Origin of the sequence: Marivirga lumbricoides, assembly GCF_014636295.1 — a bacterium.
Taxonomy (GTDB): Bacteria; Bacteroidota; Bacteroidia; order Cytophagales; family Cyclobacteriaceae; genus Marivirga; species Marivirga lumbricoides.
Genome location: NZ_BMEC01000001.1, coordinates 182,486 through 200,030, shown reverse-complemented (window position 1 = coordinate 200,030; position 17,545 = coordinate 182,486). Strand labels below are relative to the sequence as shown.

General features: G+C 38.7%; 14 protein-coding genes. 7 read left to right on the top strand and 7 right to left on the bottom strand.

Going from position 1 to position 17,545, the window contains the following annotated elements; all coding sequences use genetic code 11:
• Positions 1–84 precede the first annotated feature (84 nt).
• The 7 genes from IEV85_RS00830 (at position 85) to murI (ending at position 3,752) form a co-directional block, all read left to right on the top strand.
• Positions 85–684 carry a hypothetical protein gene (locus IEV85_RS00830; RefSeq protein ID WP_188459902.1) on the top strand — a complete coding sequence of 200 codons (600 nt, stop codon included), beginning with the start codon at positions 85–87 and terminating at the stop codon, positions 682–684.
• A gap of 179 nt (positions 685–863) precedes the next feature.
• Entirely contained in the window at positions 864–1,421 is a 558-nt protein-coding gene (locus IEV85_RS00825) for a hypothetical protein (RefSeq protein WP_188459901.1), read from the top strand.
• Positions 1,422–1,491: 70 nt separating this feature from the next.
• A complete protein-coding gene (locus IEV85_RS00820; protein WP_188459900.1) occupies positions 1,492–1,845 on the top strand; it encodes a hypothetical protein in 354 nt (117 codons plus the stop codon).
• Positions 1,846–1,873: 28 nt separating this feature from the next.
• The gene (locus IEV85_RS00815) at positions 1,874–2,020 is read left to right on the top strand and encodes a hypothetical protein (protein WP_188459899.1); all 147 of its coding nucleotides are present in this window, start codon (positions 1,874–1,876) and stop codon (positions 2,018–2,020) included.
• A gap of 73 nt (positions 2,021–2,093) precedes the next feature.
• Positions 2,094–2,249: a hypothetical protein gene (locus tag IEV85_RS00810; RefSeq protein WP_188459898.1), complete on the top strand. Its 156-nt coding sequence runs from the start codon at positions 2,094–2,096 to the stop codon at positions 2,247–2,249.
• A gap of 1 nt (position 2,250) precedes the next feature.
• Complete coding sequence (locus IEV85_RS00805; RefSeq protein ID WP_188459897.1) at positions 2,251–2,757, top strand: hypothetical protein; 507 nt, start codon at positions 2,251–2,253, stop codon at positions 2,755–2,757.
• A gap of 170 nt (positions 2,758–2,927) precedes the next feature.
• Positions 2,928–3,752, top strand: coding sequence for a glutamate racemase (murI, locus tag IEV85_RS00800; protein ID WP_188459896.1), 825 nt, complete (start codon positions 2,928–2,930; stop codon positions 3,750–3,752).
• Positions 3,753–3,800: 48 nt separating this feature from the next.
• On the opposite strand, the gene IEV85_RS00795 is transcribed toward murI, so the two are convergent.
• The 7 genes from IEV85_RS00795 to IEV85_RS00765 all read right to left on the bottom strand — a co-directional run bounded on the left by IEV85_RS00795 (position 3,801) and on the right by IEV85_RS00765 (position 17,545).
• Entirely contained in the window at positions 3,801–5,327 is a 1,527-nt protein-coding gene (locus IEV85_RS00795) for an alpha-L-fucosidase (protein ID WP_188459895.1), read from the bottom strand.
• Positions 5,328–5,662: 335 nt separating this feature from the next.
• Positions 5,663–7,921: a beta-glucosidase family protein gene (locus IEV85_RS00790; RefSeq protein WP_229712460.1), complete on the bottom strand. Its 2,259-nt coding sequence runs from the start codon at positions 7,919–7,921 to the stop codon at positions 5,663–5,665.
• Positions 7,922–8,002: 81 nt separating this feature from the next.
• On the bottom strand, positions 8,003–10,021 hold the full coding sequence (locus IEV85_RS00785) for a glycoside hydrolase family 97 protein (protein ID WP_188459894.1): 2,019 nt from the start codon (positions 10,019–10,021) through the stop codon (positions 8,003–8,005).
• 74 nt (positions 10,022–10,095) lie between these two features.
• Entirely contained in the window at positions 10,096–12,522 is a 2,427-nt protein-coding gene (locus IEV85_RS00780; RefSeq protein ID WP_229712459.1) for a glycoside hydrolase family 31 protein, read from the bottom strand.
• Positions 12,523–12,528: 6 nt separating this feature from the next.
• Positions 12,529–15,003: a beta-galactosidase GalB gene (gene galB / locus IEV85_RS00775; RefSeq protein WP_188459893.1), complete on the bottom strand. Its 2,475-nt coding sequence runs from the start codon at positions 15,001–15,003 to the stop codon at positions 12,529–12,531.
• Positions 15,004–15,089: 86 nt separating this feature from the next.
• Entirely contained in the window at positions 15,090–15,932 is an 843-nt protein-coding gene (locus IEV85_RS00770; RefSeq protein WP_188459892.1) for a hypothetical protein, read from the bottom strand.
• Between the two features lie 20 nt (positions 15,933–15,952).
• The gene (locus IEV85_RS00765; protein WP_188459891.1) at positions 15,953–17,545 is read right to left on the bottom strand and encodes a RagB/SusD family nutrient uptake outer membrane protein; all 1,593 of its coding nucleotides are present in this window, start codon (positions 17,543–17,545) and stop codon (positions 15,953–15,955) included.

Here is a 17,545-nt window from a genome sequence, read left to right as displayed (position 1 = left end):
AATTAACGGTTTATAATCGAGCCTGCCATGAGCCAAATTGCTCAATGTGAGGCTACTCGACTATCACAAATCTGAAAATAAAAAATGGACAATAGCAATTTATCAAGGGAAGATCAATGGGCTGTTTACAAAGACATAATTCAACGACTTGAATTCAAACTTATTGACAATGGTCTAACTGATAAATCTAAACCATTCATAATTGAATTTGATACACAATTTGAGCAACGCTATAAAATCATGAAGTTTGAGGTGACTAATGGCCTTCAACTTAATAGTGGAACATTAGGAGCAATGAACTTTTTTACGGAAACAATTAATAATAAAAGTTTAAGAACTTTACTTGCAGAACAAGGTTTAATGCCGTTTGATGAGAAATTTATTTTTAATAAAAATATAAGAGGAGTTAGTGGACTATTTCCGTTTTTAGGAGACATGTGCTCTCTACTTTCATTTGGAGGAGCGTATACTGATGGCAGTAATTTAAAAGAAAGAGAACTTGTTTCAACCGTTCAAAACTTCATTTCAGACTATCTACCCAAAGGATATAAAGAATATGATTATTATGTGACTTATGAACCTTGGAATATGTGGTTTTCCCGTGTTGCTTGCGATGTCACTTACTTTCTGGTCAATAGAAACTGGAAAGAATTAAACATAATATGCGTAACCGATTCTGATTAAAAATGTGATAACATCTGCTATGTATGAATGGGGTTTTATCGGTCTGGATATTTTCGTGGGTATTGGAAAGTCCGCCACAAGTTTTAAATTTAAATCAAGGCGTGACTATGAGTGAGACGAGAGGTTAGTGCTTTCTAATCCCCAGTCATCATAGCTGTGCGTTATATGCAATATGAGGAATGAATATACAAATCAGTAAAATATTATCAGATTACGTAAGCAAAAAGCTGACATCAGATGAATTTGAGGAATGGGTCTATTCATGCCAAGAGTTAGAATCTGAACTTGGAGAAGAATTGTATACAGAACTAATATCACTTGACTTTAGGGATAAAAGTAATCGGATAGAAGTTGAGAAGATCGTAGAAAATAAAATTGACTACTCAGAACTTCATAAAAATGAATTAACTCAGCTAATAAGAAAAGTATGCTCCAAGGAATTGCCGTTTAAAGAATCCATAAGACTACTCTATAATTGGATGGATTCAGGTTATCTATTTCTAAGTAAGATTGACACACTTGGTAATTTTAATGAACAGGGTAAATCAATAATTCATTCTATTGAAAATACTATGACTAACGAACAAATGTGGAAGATTTTAATTGATATAGAACCGAATTTCTTCAACGAATTAGAAAGAATCAAAACTAAAATCGAAGATGGAAATATTTTGATCACTGGAGAATTTGAACACTCAGAATACTACGGTAAACAATTTAAATATATAGAAAAGTAAAGAATACAACACTATAAAGAATGCATTGAAACGCACTTTACACTGACCGTTTTGGAGAATAGTACATCATATGGGCTTAGATATCTCACTTATCAAAATTGTAAAGGAACCAGTAGACGAACTCTGTTGGCTTAACTCAGACGAAAGTCAGGGGTTACTTACTAGCTATAAAGAATTTCTCAGCTATCGAACGCATGAAGACGGAACCAAAGAACAAGACTATTGGTATGAAGAACTTTCTTATCAGCGAAAAGGGGTGCTCAAATCTTTCTATGATAAATACAATGCTGATGAATTCATATTTACTCAACCAGAAGTGTTAATTCTTAACCAATATATTCACCCAGAGTACCAACAAACTTTTCAAATTGACTTCATTGGTAAATTCAAAGAGGGTGTGAACTTTATAATGATGGGCTATTAGGTTGACTTCAGCCAACTGAACTTTAAAAATGACTGAAAAAGCAATTGCTATAGCAAAGAATAGTTTCAATATTACAGGCCGGGGAATGGTGATTGAACTTCAACATTTTCAACATGGGCTTGGAAGAGGAACTGTGCTAACCTCTGAACAGTCTGGTCTAAGTTGGGGAGGTTAGTGCGCGAATACTCTTTGACCATGCTGAAGGTAAACAAGTGATTTTTGAAAACGAATCAACTGAATATATGCTTTTGAGATTTAACAACTTAGAAAAGAGAGATCAATCACTTGAAGACATTCAAAAGAAAGAGTCCAACAACATTTTCCATTACTACCTGAAGCCAATCGAACATTCTAACAAGCCACGAGAAGAAGAGAAATTGAGAATAGACTCTCAAAACATCTAAGATGAACTCCGAAGAACTTAAATCCCAAATAATTGAAGTATTTCAACGTAACAGGAAAACTCCTGATGCCAATTACGATGAATCTAGGTTTTTAGACTACTTGCTAAACCCACCAGCTTCTAAAAACAACATACAGAACTCATTTAAAGGTGTGCGCAGATATTATCGGTTTTTCGAGGATATCGAACTCACGTTCGGAATCTGTTTTTCTCTTTCAGACCAAGATAGATTCTACTCAGTTGATCAATTCGTTAAAAAGACAAATGAACGAATTGGAAAAGGACGAGGGAACAAGCAGATCATCCAACGAAGACTTGAAGAAAAAGAACATTATTACATTGAACTTGTACTGACAGCTGTCCTTGCCATCATTGTCTTCTTCCTTGGAATACATATCATAACCATTCTTGTTGCAATTGGATATGGAATAGCCATTTGGTGGATTTTAAGCAACAAACTGAGGTATAAACGTCATAACAAGAAACTTAACAAAGTGATAAACGGCTAACTAAAATCTAATGAAATACTCCCGAAAACAAATACTATCGTCTATAAGCTAACTGAGCTATTTTGCAAAGGCTATTGGAACTCGATACTTTTATAGAAATTTGAGAAGTCCAACTTACAGATGATAGTTGGTCGTTAGTAGTAACTACAAAATCCAATAAACACTTAATTATGATTGATAATGCTCCTATTGGGATTTTTGATTCAGGATATGGTGGATTAACTGTATTCAAAGAAATACAAAAAAAACTACCACAATACGATTACATCTATTTAGGGGACAATGCACGTATTCCTTATGGAATTCGTTCTTTTGAAACAGTATACAAATTTACAAAGGAATGTGTTTTTAAATTATTTGACGAAGGATGTAATTTCGTGATTTTAGCCTGCAATACAGCTTCAGCTAAAGCTTTACGGACTATTCAACAAAAAGACCTACCTAAAGACAAAAAATTATTAGGAATAGTCCGACCAACAACTGAAATAATTAATCATTATACATCGACTAATAAGGTTGGAATTCTCGCTACGGAAGGAACAGTTTTATCCGAAACCTATAAAATTGAAATTAACAGATTTCACCCTCAAATAGAAGTTTTTCAACAGTCCTGCCCTCTTTGGGTTCCAATAGTAGAAAATAACGAAATAGATAACGTTGGTTCAAACTATTTTATAGAAAAGGATATCAAATCATTACTATCTCAATCAAATGTAATAGATGTAATAGTGCTTGCTTGTACCCATTACCCATTGCTGACTTCTGTCATAAAAAAGTTTGTTCCTAAGCAAATAAAGCTATTACCTCAAGGAGAATTAGTTTCTGATAGTCTTGTAAATTATTTGAAGAACCATCCGGAAATTGAAAAAAAATGTAGTAGAAATGGGAAAACAACTTTCTACACTACTGGTAATGCTTTTGATTTTGAAAATAAAGCTAAAGTATTTTTCGAGCAAAAGATAAAAGCCGAACGAATTCCTATTCCACAAAAATGACTTCCAAATTCTGATGGAGCAAATACTTCCAGAACTTAAAGAATCATTTCAAAAAATTTTATCACCTAGCTTTATCTTTAATACTATTGCCTTATCATCCACTTTTTGAGATGGCATCATTACAGACAAGCCGGATTGAGTACTTTTAAACTCTATCGCTTCCTCTGAACCTAATATGGAAATACCCTCCACTTTCTGAGATAGAGAAGCCATTTTTTCTGAAGAAAGAGCACTAAGTTGTACTTCTTCGTGCTCTCCGGGCCAGCCTAAAATAATGGCATAAACAACATTTCCCTTTTTAGTATAGCGGATATCTTTTTCAGTATAGCTCAGTTGAGCTAAAAACATGCCTGATTTCTCCTGTTTGGTAGGGCCTTCACCAAAAACTTCCCAGGTGCGGGTGCCATAAATAGCTTCTCCGTTTACCTTCAGCCAATCGCCAATTTCACCTAAAATTGCCTGCTGGTTTTCCGGGATAACCCCATTGGCCATAGGTGAAACATTGAGCATGAGTGCGCCATTTTTGCTCACTATATCAGCCAGCACATCAATAATTTCATTCGCTGTTTTAAGGCCAAGGTCATTGGTATAACTCCAGCTTCCAATAGAAACTGTTTCATCTGTTAGCCAAAACTCTTCCGTTTTTTTGTTCATTCTGCCTTTTTCGAAATCCTCCAAACTTACAGACTTAGGTAGTTCTCCTTCTTTATGGGTAATTACCACCTGCTTTCCCTTTTTAGTGGCATAATTAAAGTAATCAGCCACGAACTGCGCTTTAATTGAATCTGGTAGCTTGCTTAACTTACTATCAAAATAAATCAGATCTGGGCTGTACTGATTAATTACTTCATTCAGTTCAGTCAGCCAGTTCTGGTAAAATTTCTCTTTGGAGATGTTCCCATACATAATGCTCACCAGGGAATCTTCTGAAGAGGTAGGCATTTCCGGGTTATAAGGAAAGTAGGATGTATCGTCCAGCCATTTGGAAGAGTCATTTTGGAAAATCTGTAAGTTTCTGGCTTTATGAAAAGAAGTGACAAACTTCATTCCTCTGCTATGGATTGCTTTTTCTAATTCTCCTACAATATCCCTTTTTGGTCCCATATCTACTGAGTTCCACGGGTTATTTTTACTATCCCAATTGCTCCATCCATCATGATGTTGCGCTACAATGCCGGCAAACTTAGCACCTGATTGTTGGAATAATTCAGCCCAGGCTTCCGCATCAAACTTTTCCGCTTTAAATATGGGCACAAAGTCATGGTAACCAAATTCCGAAGGCTTGCCATAGGTTGCTACATGATGATTGTATTCATCAGAACCTACAATATACATGTTTCGTGGGTACCAGTCATTGGCGTAGGCAGGCACGGAAAGCACTCCCCAGTGAGCATAAATGCCAAATTTCGCATCTTTAAACCATTCTGCGGTTTCTTCATAGTTTGCCAGGGAATCCCAATTGGCTTCATAATGAACCTCTGCTGATGTGGTTTCTGTTTGGCTTAGGGCTTTTTCGTTGCAGCTTTGTGTGGCAACAAAAAGTAAGCTACCGAAAAGTAATAGGGGCAATTTCATATTCATATTTATTTTAAGTTTTATTCTTCATCTTTTTGCTTGATCAAAAAGATGCAAAAAATCAAAATCCGCCAGCTGGCGGACTCCTACGCTACAATTCAGCGCTCTCCCCGCCTTTTTGTCGACCAGCCCGCTCGGTTTTAACAAGCATTATTTGATTATCGAACAGTGTAGTATTTATCATGAGCATTCTAATTAGAATTACAAAACCCCTAAAATGAATAAGGCCGATCATTCTATGAAAAGACAGGACTACCACTAAATTAGTGGTAGTTCCATAAGTTTTGATTTTCCCGAGGTTTAACGCTAAATGGACAAATTTCTAATTCCAGTATTTATTTAATAGTAATTTCAGTTTCCTGTAATATATTTCTTGATGAATTACCTACCAGAATTTTGTAGGTTCCCGGCTCAACTTTCCACTTCATTTCTGAAGCATCAAAATAAGCCAATTCTTTTACTGGAATAGCAAGGGTAACTTGTTCTGTCTTTCCTGAAGCGACAGCTTGCTTAGCAAAACCTTTCAGTTCCTTGGCAGCTCTCTCTACTTTGGAGTTTGGCTTAGATACGTATACCTGCACTACTTCTTTACCATCAAAAGCTCCTGTATTGCTAACATCTACAGAGAGCTGAATAAGATCACCTTTGGTATATTCCTTTTGATTAGCTGTAAGATTTGACAGACTGAAATCAGTGTAGGAAAGTCCGTAACCAAACGGATAAAGAGGAGCTATATCTTTAGTATCAAACCATCTGTAGCCTACCAAAATGCCTTCATCATAAGTTACTGTTTGATCACCCGGGAAGCTATTAGTGGCATGGGCAGGGGAGTCTTCCAGTTTTTTAGGCATAGTCCACGGCAGTTTACCTGATGGATTAACTTCACCTATTAAAACATCAGCAAGAGCATTTCCACCTTCGGAACCATTGAACCAGCTCCATACAAGGGAGTGTGTGTTTTTGCTAATATTTTCTATCTCAAAAGGTGCTCCTGCTATCATTACTACAATAGCATTTGGGTTTATTTCCAGTACTTTTTGAATCAACTCCTCCTGTCCGAAAGGCAAAGATAAATCTGCACGGTCAGAAGCTTCTGTTTCATAGTCTCTGTTGGAACCCGCAAAAATAATAGTCAGTTCAGAATTTCTTACGGCTTCAAGGGCTTCTTCCAGTAATTGAGGGTCTAACTCATCAATAGTCTCCGTTCTGGATTGTGTTACTTCTCCAAACTTAGCTTCTTTTTTAGGGGCATAGCGTTCCTGATATCCTTCAGCATAATTTATGGTAATATCAGAAGGTAACCTATTTTTTAATCCCTCTAGTGGTGTAACCTCTCTTTTAGTTTTTACTCCGGCACCAAATCCTCCTAAAGCATTTTTCTTGGTTGCGTTAGCTCCAATTACTGCTATACTGCTGATTTCTTGTGTATTGATAGGTAATAAGTCCTTTTCATTTTTAAGAAGCACAATAGATTCTGAGGCAATATTATAAGCATCTTTAAAATGAGCTTCTGTATTGATGCTTCCTTCTTTATGGCTTTCAGTGTCTCCCATACTATTGAGCGTAAACATTAAACGTAATACACGCTTCACATGCTTATCAACCTCTTCTTCCGAAATTTTACCCGCTTTTACTGAATCAATAAGTGGCTGAGCCAAAAAGAATTCATCAAAAGGCTTTGGAGTACCCATTTCTACATCCAATCCACTTTTAAGAGAGTTTACGGTGGTATGAACTGCTGCCCAGTCTGAGATTACAATTCCTTTAAAACCCCACTCGTCTCTCAGTACCTGGTTAAGCATATAATCATTTTCGCACAAATATTCTCCTCTGAATTTGTTATAAGCCCCCATCATACTGTAAGCATGTGCTTCTGTAACGGCATCTTTAAAGGCTGGCAGGTAGATTTCGCGTAGTGTACGCTCATCAATTTGCACATCAACAAAATCCCTGTTAGTTTCCTGGTTATTGGCAGCATAGTGTTTTACACAAGCAGCCACATCATTTTCCTGAATCCCCACTATAAAAGGCACAGCCAGTTTTTTATTTAAGAAGGGATCTTCAGTAAAGTACTCATAAGTTCTTCCTCCCACAGGTGTTCTGATGATATTAATGGCAGGCGAAAGAATCACATCTTTATTACGTGCTCTGGCTTCTTCTCCCACACTATTTCCGAAAACATAGGCTAATTCAGTATTCCAGGTGGCTGAAAGGCCTGCACCGGCAGGGTAGTAGGTGGCGTAGTCATCCTCAAGACCTAAAGGAGCCCATGATTCTCTTTCCAGTTCCTCCCTTACACCCAAAGGACCATCAGCCATTTTAAGTTCAGGTATTCCCAAACGCTCCACAGCCTTTGTGGTAAACATGCTGTGTCCGTGAAGTAAACCTGTCTTTTCCTCTAATGTCATTTCTGCAATGAGGCTGTCAATTTTATCTTCATAATTCATATTGATGGGGCGTCCCTGGTATTCGGAGGAGGTAGTGAAAGAATCTGTACTTTCCTCAGTTGAATTCATTCCGGTAGTGCTATCTGAACAGCTGAAAAGGAGAGTGCAGACGGCAATTGCCATAGAACTTAAAATTTGTTTATTCATGTTTTGTTGTTTCTTTGGGTTTATTAAAAATCCTACTTAGCCGAGGTTCTGTATAAGCCTTGGCTAAGTAGTTGTCTTCAATTATAATTTTCTAAATCTTATGGCTGTACCACCACTGGCTCCCAGTTTTAGCGTTAACTTATCATGATTAACTACTTTTTGCTTACTGATTGCTACTTCAGCAGGATTGTTCTGATAGCCTGTTCCGTTTGCATCAGCATAAATTTGTGCCTCATATTCATTTTCCGGATGTAAGAAGCCCAAAGAAATCTCAATTTCACGCGCTTCTTCATTGGTAATACTGCCCAGGTACCAGTCTTCACTATTCAAATCCTTTCTTACTGTAGTGATGTATTCTCCAATTTTTCCATTCAGCACTTTTGTATCTTCCCAATCTGTGGGGATATCATTGAAAAATTGAAAAGCAGGTTGGTCTATGTAATTCTCAGGTAAGTCAGCCAGCATTAAAATAGGGGAGTAGATAACCACGCTCAATGCCATTTGCTTGGCAGTAGTACTATGCACTCTTCTTCCCGGATAACCTTGCTTTACTTCCACATCAAATACTCCAGGCGTAAAATCCATTGGTCCTGCCAACATTCTTGTGAATGGAATAGTGGTGGTATAAGCAGGAGGATTACCATCGCTCCAGGCATTGTATTCCTGGCCGCGAGCGCCTTCTCTTGCCATCATATTAGGATAGGTGCGTCTTTCACCGGTATCTTTTATAGGTTCATGAAAATATACCTCTAATTCGTAATCAGCAGCTTTTTTAAGTATAGAACGGAAATAGTTTACACCAAACTGACCCTGGTGCCATTCCTTCATATTCAATTTAGAGCCTACATGCCCGATTTTTACTGTATTAATTCCATGCTTCTTGTACAGCGCAAAAGCTGAATCAATTTGAGAAAGGTAGTTGTACAGATTAGAACCGGTTTCATGGTAACCTACTATTTCTACATCATTTGCCTTAGCGTAGTCTGTTACTTCCTTTAGATTGAAATTGTCCGCCTCTTTAGTAAAACTGAATTGATGCATGGCATTCTCGTACCATGAAGGAGTCCAGCCTTTGTTCCAGCCTTCAATCAGTAAGTAATTAATGCCTAATTTTTTATTCATGTCAATATGCTCTTTGGCATTTTTAGTGGTGGCTCCCTGTTTAGGCCCTTCCCAAAAAGAGAATTTGCCAATATGCATGCCCCACCAAATTCCTGTGTACTTAAATGTTTTTATCCAGGATGTATCTTCTATTTGATTAGGTTCATTTAGGTTAAGAATCAAATAGGAAGTAATTAAGTCACCAGGCTCTTCTCCTATTTGCAGAGTGCGCCATGGAGTTTTAAATGATCCTGCTGTTTTTACCTTAACCCCATCTGACCAGGGTACAAGGTCAGTTTTTAAAGTAGTACCTTCAGTATGCGCGAGCGTTGTGCTGGCAAAATCCGTGAGGTTGGCTTCATGAAAACTGATGTTGAGTCCGCTGTTGAGCTCAATTGTTAGTGGTGTATGTACGGTGTCCAATTCACTTACCGGTGAAGCCGTGAAAAGGTTCTCGTAGCGCTGCTCGTGATACGCTGGAATCCACCAGGCTTTACCATCTTCCTTTAGTTGAAAGGTGGTAAGCTCATCCATGATAAACAGGCTGTCTTCAATGCCCTGCTCAGGAAAAACGTAACGGAAAGCTACTCCATCGTCAAAAGCCCTAAATTCTATGTCCAGCTTTCGCTTAGCAGCTGTTTTTTCCTGCAAATGAACCACTAGCTGACTGTAGTTATTCCTGATTTCATGCTTTTCACCCCAAACCTGTTTCCATGTTTCATCAAATGATGATTCCTCTACATTCAACACTTCAAAGTTTTGCTGTAGCGTATCATTTCCTTTAAAAACAAATCCCATTTCAGAAGGCAGGATAACTTCCTTTCCTCCATGGTTTACAGCGTACTGCGGACGATTATTTTGCATGCTGAAGGTGATACTGTTAACACCTTCGGGAGAAGAGAACTCATAGCTCTGTTCGGCTGCTACTTTAGGTTTACAGGCAGCTATGCTTACTAATAGCACTAAGGCTAAAAATGCTTTATTTATTAATTTACTCATTATTTTTCTAAAATTTCAACTTCAAAAAACCTCAGGTGCATCCTAAGAGCACCCGAGGCTCCAACCGATTTAAACTATTGAACCCATTCTGTTTTAAATTTCACTTTACCTTCAAGCGGATTTTCTTTGATTTCAAATCCTTTGTCTTTTCGGGTGACAGTGATGTTCTCTAATTGCTTGCCTTCCGGAAGAAAAAGATCTCCTGTAGCAGTGTTAGTTTTTGTATCTGCATATACTTTCAGCTGAATATTGCTCCAATCCATAGCTTGTGTGGATTGCGCTAATTTGATATGAGGAATAACAGTTCCGTTTCTTACCAGCACAATGATTGGGATATCACCTGCTTTAATTTTGTGCCAGCCGCCCTGATATACTTTTTTCGTTTGGTAGTCAATCCAGGTGCCTTCCGGTAAATACACATCTCTTTCCTTCACTTCCTCAAAAAGAGGAGCTACCAGCATGCTTTCGCCAAATAGGTACTCATTATCAATTAACCACGCACCCGGATCATCAGGAAACTCTACAAACAGAGCCCTCATCATGGGTAGGCCTTTTTCTGAACTTTCCTTTGCCTGCGCGTAGATGTAAGGCATTAATTCATAGCGCATATTGTCAGCATTTCTGAAATCCTTCAGAAAACTGGCGCTGTATTCCCAGGGCTCGGTTGGTGGCTCACCGTGGCTTCTTACGTGCGAAGTAAGCATTCCAAAAGGAGTCCATCTTCTGTATAAATCTTCCGGTGATTTGGTAACGAAACCACCTACATCATGGCTCCAGAAGGAAAATCCACTTAGTCCCAGTGAAAGCCCGCCTCTTAAAGTGGCTGACATGGCTGAATTAGTGGTGGCAGCATCGCCTCCCCAGTGTAGCGGATAGCGTTGGCTACCAGCCCAGGTACTTCTTGCCCAAATTAAGCTGTAACCTTTTTCTTTTTGTGTGATTTCAGCTACCGCTTTGTTGTAGCGAAGCGGATATAAATTGTGCTCGTAAAAACCGGTTCTGCCTGATTTATAAAGGCCTGTGAATGGAGCTGCTTCACCGAAATCTACTTTGAAAACGCTCACACCCTGGTCAAATAAGTTCTTTAATTTGGACTGGTACCAGCCAACCGTCTCAGGATTAGAGAAATCCAGCACGGCATCCTCATAAGGAATATTGCCTTTTCTGTCTTTCACGGCTAATTCCTGATCAACAATTTCATTAAAAAGTGTGTTTTTAGGCGTGAAATACGGTAGTTGCCATAAGGATACATGGAATCCCTGCTCTTTCATATCTGCCATCATATCAGCAGGGTCATCAAAGCGGTCTTCAGAAAATTCGTAATTGTTTCTCCAGTCGATATCGAACCAGCCAGTATCAAAATGAATTACATCGCTTGGTATTTTATTTTTTCTGAGGTTTTTAGCGATGTCACGGCCTTCCTGTTCTGAGAAGTAAGTTATTCTGCTCATCCAGAAGCCGAATGACCACAATGGAGGCATGGCTGATTTACCTGTCAGGTCAGTATATTCATCCAGTATATCTTTGGGGTCTCCCAAAAAGATGAACAAATCCGCTTCATCATCACCCAACATCATTTTATTGGCACCGCTGAAGTATTTACCAAAATCAACTGTAACAGGGGAGGAGGTATGCATGAAAACGCCATATCCACGGCTGCTCATGTAAAATGGAATAGGCTTGTACATAGTTTCATTTTGTACGCCATTGGCATCATCTACAAAAAGCACTACTTTCTGTCCTCTCTTGTTAAATTGAGTAAAGGACTCACCACATCCGAATATTTTTTCATCCGGCTCCAAAGAAAATACAGGTGCCACACTACGTGAATAATCGCTGTTTCTTCTCACATAAGAAAAAGGCAGCACAGGTGTGTAGGTATTCGTTACATCATCGGCATGCAAGGTACTGGTAAGCAGCTTCCTGTTTTCATCGTAGATTTTTACATGCCAGGGCTTGCTGATAATTTCTACCATTCCATGCGCACTAGTATACCTGAAGCCATTCGCTATTTTAGCATGTTGCCATAATTCAGGATGGTTGGGAGCGGTTCCTTCCACCAACATGAGTGATTCTTCCTGATTGTGAAATTGCGGGCCGGAAGCCATCTTTATTCTGATGGTTCTATCCGACACAAACTGTAGCTGAAAAGGAAGTTCAGGAGCAGCTTCGTATTCAGTAGTAGGAAATTCGTTGGCTTCCGCTGCAATAGGCTTTACCAGCATATTGTCGAAAGCCTGCCTTGTTTCGTAATTGTATCGTTGGTACCTGATAGTGCCTTTTCCTGTTGCAGGATCGAATGCAACCAGTTCATCGGCAAAATAGAAGGTGTTCTGATAATTTTCGAAATCTTTACTAACATCGTACGGCTCATTCAGCACATCAGTGTTCTGGATTTGCGCCTGCACAGCAATAGCCGGTAAGCTGCAGGCTCCAATTAGTATCAGTTTCCTGAAGCGCTTGAGCATTCCGGTAGGTGGTGTTAAAGTGTTTAATTGCATTTTTTATTATTCAGATATAATTGAAATTGATGATGTTTCTAAACCGTTGGCACTTGCTTTTAAAGTAATAGCTCCGGGTTCCTTTTCTGACTGGACTATTACAAGACATTTGCCATTTAATGCTTTATGCTCTTTTCCTTTAAAGGATTGATGGTTAGTTGGGTCTCCACTTGCCACGCCTACTATTTTACCATTGCCTTCTACAGAAAACTGAATATTATGGTCTGCTCTCGGTGCCAACACTCCATCTTTATCAGTGATATTCACCGTGATAAAGGATAGGTCTTTTCCATCGGCTTTAATGATTTTTCTATCTGCTTGAAGTTGGAGTTTGGCTGGCTTTCCGGCAGTTTTCACTTCAGTTTCTTTTACCAGCTTTCCATTTTTATATGATTTTGCCATAAGTGTGCCTGCTTCAAAAGGAAATCTCCACATCACGTGCAAATCATCTCCTTCTTTACGTTTTTTGCCGATTGCCTTTCCATTCAGGAACAACTCTACTTCGTCAGCGTGGTTGTAGTAGGCCCAAACATCTACCGTTTGCCCCTTTTCCCAGTTCCAATGTGGTAGAATGTGCAATACTGTATCTTGTGTCCATTCGCTTTTGTACATGTAATAGCTATCCTTTGGGAAACCTGCTAAGTCTACTATGCCGAAATAGGAGCTCCTTGAAGGCCAGGTGTAAGGAGTGGGTTCACCTAAGTAGTCAAAGCCTGTCCAGATGTAAAATCCGGAAAGGAAATCATATTTCTTAATGATTTTCCAGGTGGTTTCGTGCAAAGAACCCCAGGGTGTACGCACCTGGTCAAATGCTGAAACAGTATTGTCAGCGTTTCCTTCTGTGAATAATTTATCCCATCGCAGGGGCCATATTTTGGTAGTGTCAGAAGGAAATTCGTAATAACCTCTGGTAGCCAGGGCAGAAGAAGTTTCCGTTGCGATAAATGGCGTATTAGGAAAATTCTTTTGGTGATCTTTATAAGTCTGATGGGCATAATTATAACCAATGATGTCTAAAGCGCCAGAGCCTGCTAATGCATTGGGTTCGGCTGCTGTTTCTTCAAACTGAATGGTAACACCCGCATCTTTTACATGAATAGGAGGGTTCATTCCTGCTGTAACCAGGCGGGTTGTGTCCATGTTTTTTACTATTGCAGATAATTCACGCCCTATTTCAGCACCTCTTTCACTCCATTGCTCATGCACTTCATTTCCAATGCTCCACATAAAAATACTTGGATGGTTTCTGTCCCTCAGGATTTGATCTTCCAAATCTTTCTTATGCCATTCATCCCATTCAGTACCATAATCAAAAGTAGTTTTGCTGCTTTCCCAGATATCAAATGACTCATCCATTACGATAAAGCCCATTTCATCACAGAGATCGAGTAATTCAGGAGCAGGAGGATTGTGCGCAGTACGGATACCGTTTACCCCCATTTCTTTCATGATTTCGAGCTGTCGTTCAATAGCCCGGGTATTGACAGCGGCACCCAAAGGACCTAAATCATGGTGTAGGCAAACACCCTTAATCTTTACAGACTTTCCATTGAGGATAAACCCTTTGTCCAGATCAAACTTGAAGGAACGAATGCCTACAGGTGTTTCATACTGATCTACTACTTTTCCTTCTACAGTTATTTCTGTGATCAGGGAGTACATATGTGGTTGCTTTACCGACCATAAAGTCGGGTTTTTTAATGTGAATGACTGAGTAATTTTTTTGTTTTTATTGGCTTCAATAGATATTGTTTGAGACTGAGCACTTGCCAGCTTTTTACCATTATCAGTAATGTAATGAGTTATTGAAGCATCTTTATTGTCTTTGTATTCATTTACGATGTCTACCTGTACTGTAATAGTGGCACTTTCTTCAGTTACTAAGGGAGTGGTAACAAATGTGCCCCATTGTGCTACGTGCAACTGATTAGTAGCAATGAGCCACACGTTTCTGTAAATTCCGCTGCCTGAATACCACCTGGAATTGGGCTGCTGCGAATTGTCTACTTTTACCAAAATTTCATTGGCTTTTGAGCCATAATTAAGGTGAGGGGTTAAGTCATAAGAGAAACCGATGTAGCCATTTGGTCTTTTGCCTAAGTAGTGGCCATTGATCCAAACCTCGCTGTTCATGTAAACGCCATCAAAGAGGATGCTGATTTTTTTACCGGAATCTTTTTTAGAAAGAGTGAATTCTTTTTTATACCAGCCAAGACCTCCGCTTAATGCTCCTCCGCCAATTCCTGCTTTGCTATTTTCATCAAAGTTTCTTTCAATGCTCCAATCATGGGGGAGGTTCAGAGTTTGCCAGTCTGAAGCTTTTGATAGCGTGTCTGTACCCTCCTCATTTAAATGGAATTTCCAGTTTTCGTTGAAAGGTATTTTTCTGTCATTGCTTTTTGAGGTAATAAAGCTTTGTGCGGCTATATATTTAGCAGAAAGAAGTAAGATAAGTATAAAGAGAGAATTCCTTTTGATCATTAGTTAAATTGTAAGGAGATAAATAAGTGAAAACCTAAGACTCTTATTATTAGAGTCTTAGGTTCTTTTATCAATGTATTAAAATACTATTCTTTAGGTTTGTAATGAAATATCAGCTTAGCCAATCCTTCACCTGTTCTGCTTTGGTCTCTTATTGTGGCTAGTCTCAATGTACTGTCAGATAATTCAATAATTTCAACATTGCTCCAGGTGCTGGCATCCGGGTAATGGTCACCTCCGATAAGCATTTCAACGCCACCATTAAAAATTAAGCTATGTTCTTCAATATCGTAATTAAATGAGCCTTTTTTAGTAGTTTGTTCAGAGGAATTCAAGGCAGTCTGTGTAACAGATACATTATAGCTACCATTGAGGTCAAATGTCATTTCACCCCAGTTTTTGTCTTCCATTATCCAATCATTACTTGCTAAATCAGGATACCAATTCCAGTAGTCAGCACCCTCTTCATTGTAAGGAAAATCTAAACCTCCGAAACCCATTGGGCTTTCCATGTTTAAAACCCATGTTTTACCTTCTACTCCTCCGGTTAGCATTCCCCATTCTTCTGCACTAAAGAACTCTTCATCGTTACTGGTAACAGTTATTTGCACTGGTTCAGCTTCAAAAGTTCCTCCGCCTGTTAATACATGATAGTTGACTGAGTAAGTCCCAAGGAATGGGAGGTTTACCATGAATTTTTTCTTATTGGAAAACCCCCATACTTCACCATCTTTTGTATATTCCCAATAAGGAATAACGGATTTATCCGTGCTTTCCATAGTTACTTCATTATCCTTTTCAGGGTTCTGAGTGACTACAAAATTGAGGTCGCTTTGATTTATATCAATTGAGGGTAATTCATTTTCATGTGATTCGCAAGCTGTAAAAGCAATTACGAATGCCGATAGAATTATAAATAAATTTTTCATATCTTATCTTAATTTAATTATTACCAACCAGTATTTTGCTTTAATACTTCATTCGAAAGTGTAATCTGATTATTGGGGATTTGCTGCAATCCTTTAGTTGCCAGAATATTGGAGGCAGAAATTGTTTTTGGAGTTGCTACTCCTCCATTAGATAGAGTGGTTGATTCTGCAATAATGCTGGCTGCCACATCAACACCTCTTCTTAATAAATCCCAATAGCGGATACCTTCAAGAGCAAATTCTAATTGTCTTTCATTTTGAATGGCTTCAGTACTTACGGGCACACTTGTGAAATTTTCTCCAAAGGCTCTGCTTCTTACTTTGTCCAGGTAGTCCTGTGCATTAGTACTACCTAATTCAGCAGCCATAAGCAACACATCGGAATAGCGAATCACGAAAAAGTCTTGAAACTGTCCAATTTGAAAGTCGGTTGCACCTACAGCTGCAGTGATGCTGGTCCCGGCTGAATCTACTAATGGCGCATATTTTTTGCTGTAATAACCAGTATATTCACGCTGACTGTTAATTTTATCAAAAGGTATATTTTCTTCATCTATTGCTATAATAGATGCATTTCTTCTACTGTCGTTAGCACTAAAAGCCTGGTATATTTTAGGAGTTACTGTAATTCCCCAACCATTTCCGTAAGGATAAGAGGCAAATTCACGCATTCCTAACATTACCATCCAGTGGTTACCATCAGTATTACCATTGTAATCACTTGTGTAAGTCAGTTTAACAGAGAAAACTACTTCTTCATTGTTTTCTCCTGCATAGTCTTCCAGGGAAGCGGCTGGCCATAAAGAAGCAAAATCAGGAACTAAATCATGCCCGCTTGAAGCAATTACATCTTCTAAATGTTGCAGAGCTTTGTCTTTTGATACAATTCCTACTAAATCAGTTGCTCCGTAATAACCAGTATAGTAAAGGTAAACCCTACCCAGCAAAGATTTGGCAGCCCATTTGGTAATTCTGCCTGCTTCAACACTTGTATAAGGCTGATCTGGCAAATTCTCAGAAGCAAAAACTAAGTCCTCAGCAATTACCTTGTATACTTCTTCTGCTTCAGCTTGCTCTATATTTTCAGGAGAGGGTTCAGTGAGTAAAGGAATGTTTCCCCATAATTTCACCATTTGGAAATAAAGGTATGATCTGATTACCCTTGTTTCAGCTATATATTGATCTCTTAATGCTGTATCAGTGCCCCATTCTACATTGTTAACATTTTGCAGTAGTGAATTACATCTGTAAATTCCTCTGTAATAAGCCACCCACAAAGGCTCTAATAAATTCTGTTCAGCAGGTGCACGGCTTAAATCAAATTCATCTACAGTTTGAAAAGTAAAAGCATCTGCATTTCCAGTTCCACCGTATAAATTATCCGATAGAATCATTGATGTGATAGGGTAACTTAGGCCGCTAACCCCGCCCACTGCAACTTGCATTCCATCATAACATCCTACTAAAGCATCATAAACATCAGCAGGTGTTTTATAGAAGTTGTCGGTGTTACGCTCTGTAAGCGGTTCTGCATCCAGGTATTCATCTGTGCAGGAAGTAACTGTAAATGCACCCAAAATAATGAGTAGTAAATAAAAATTATATAGTTTCAT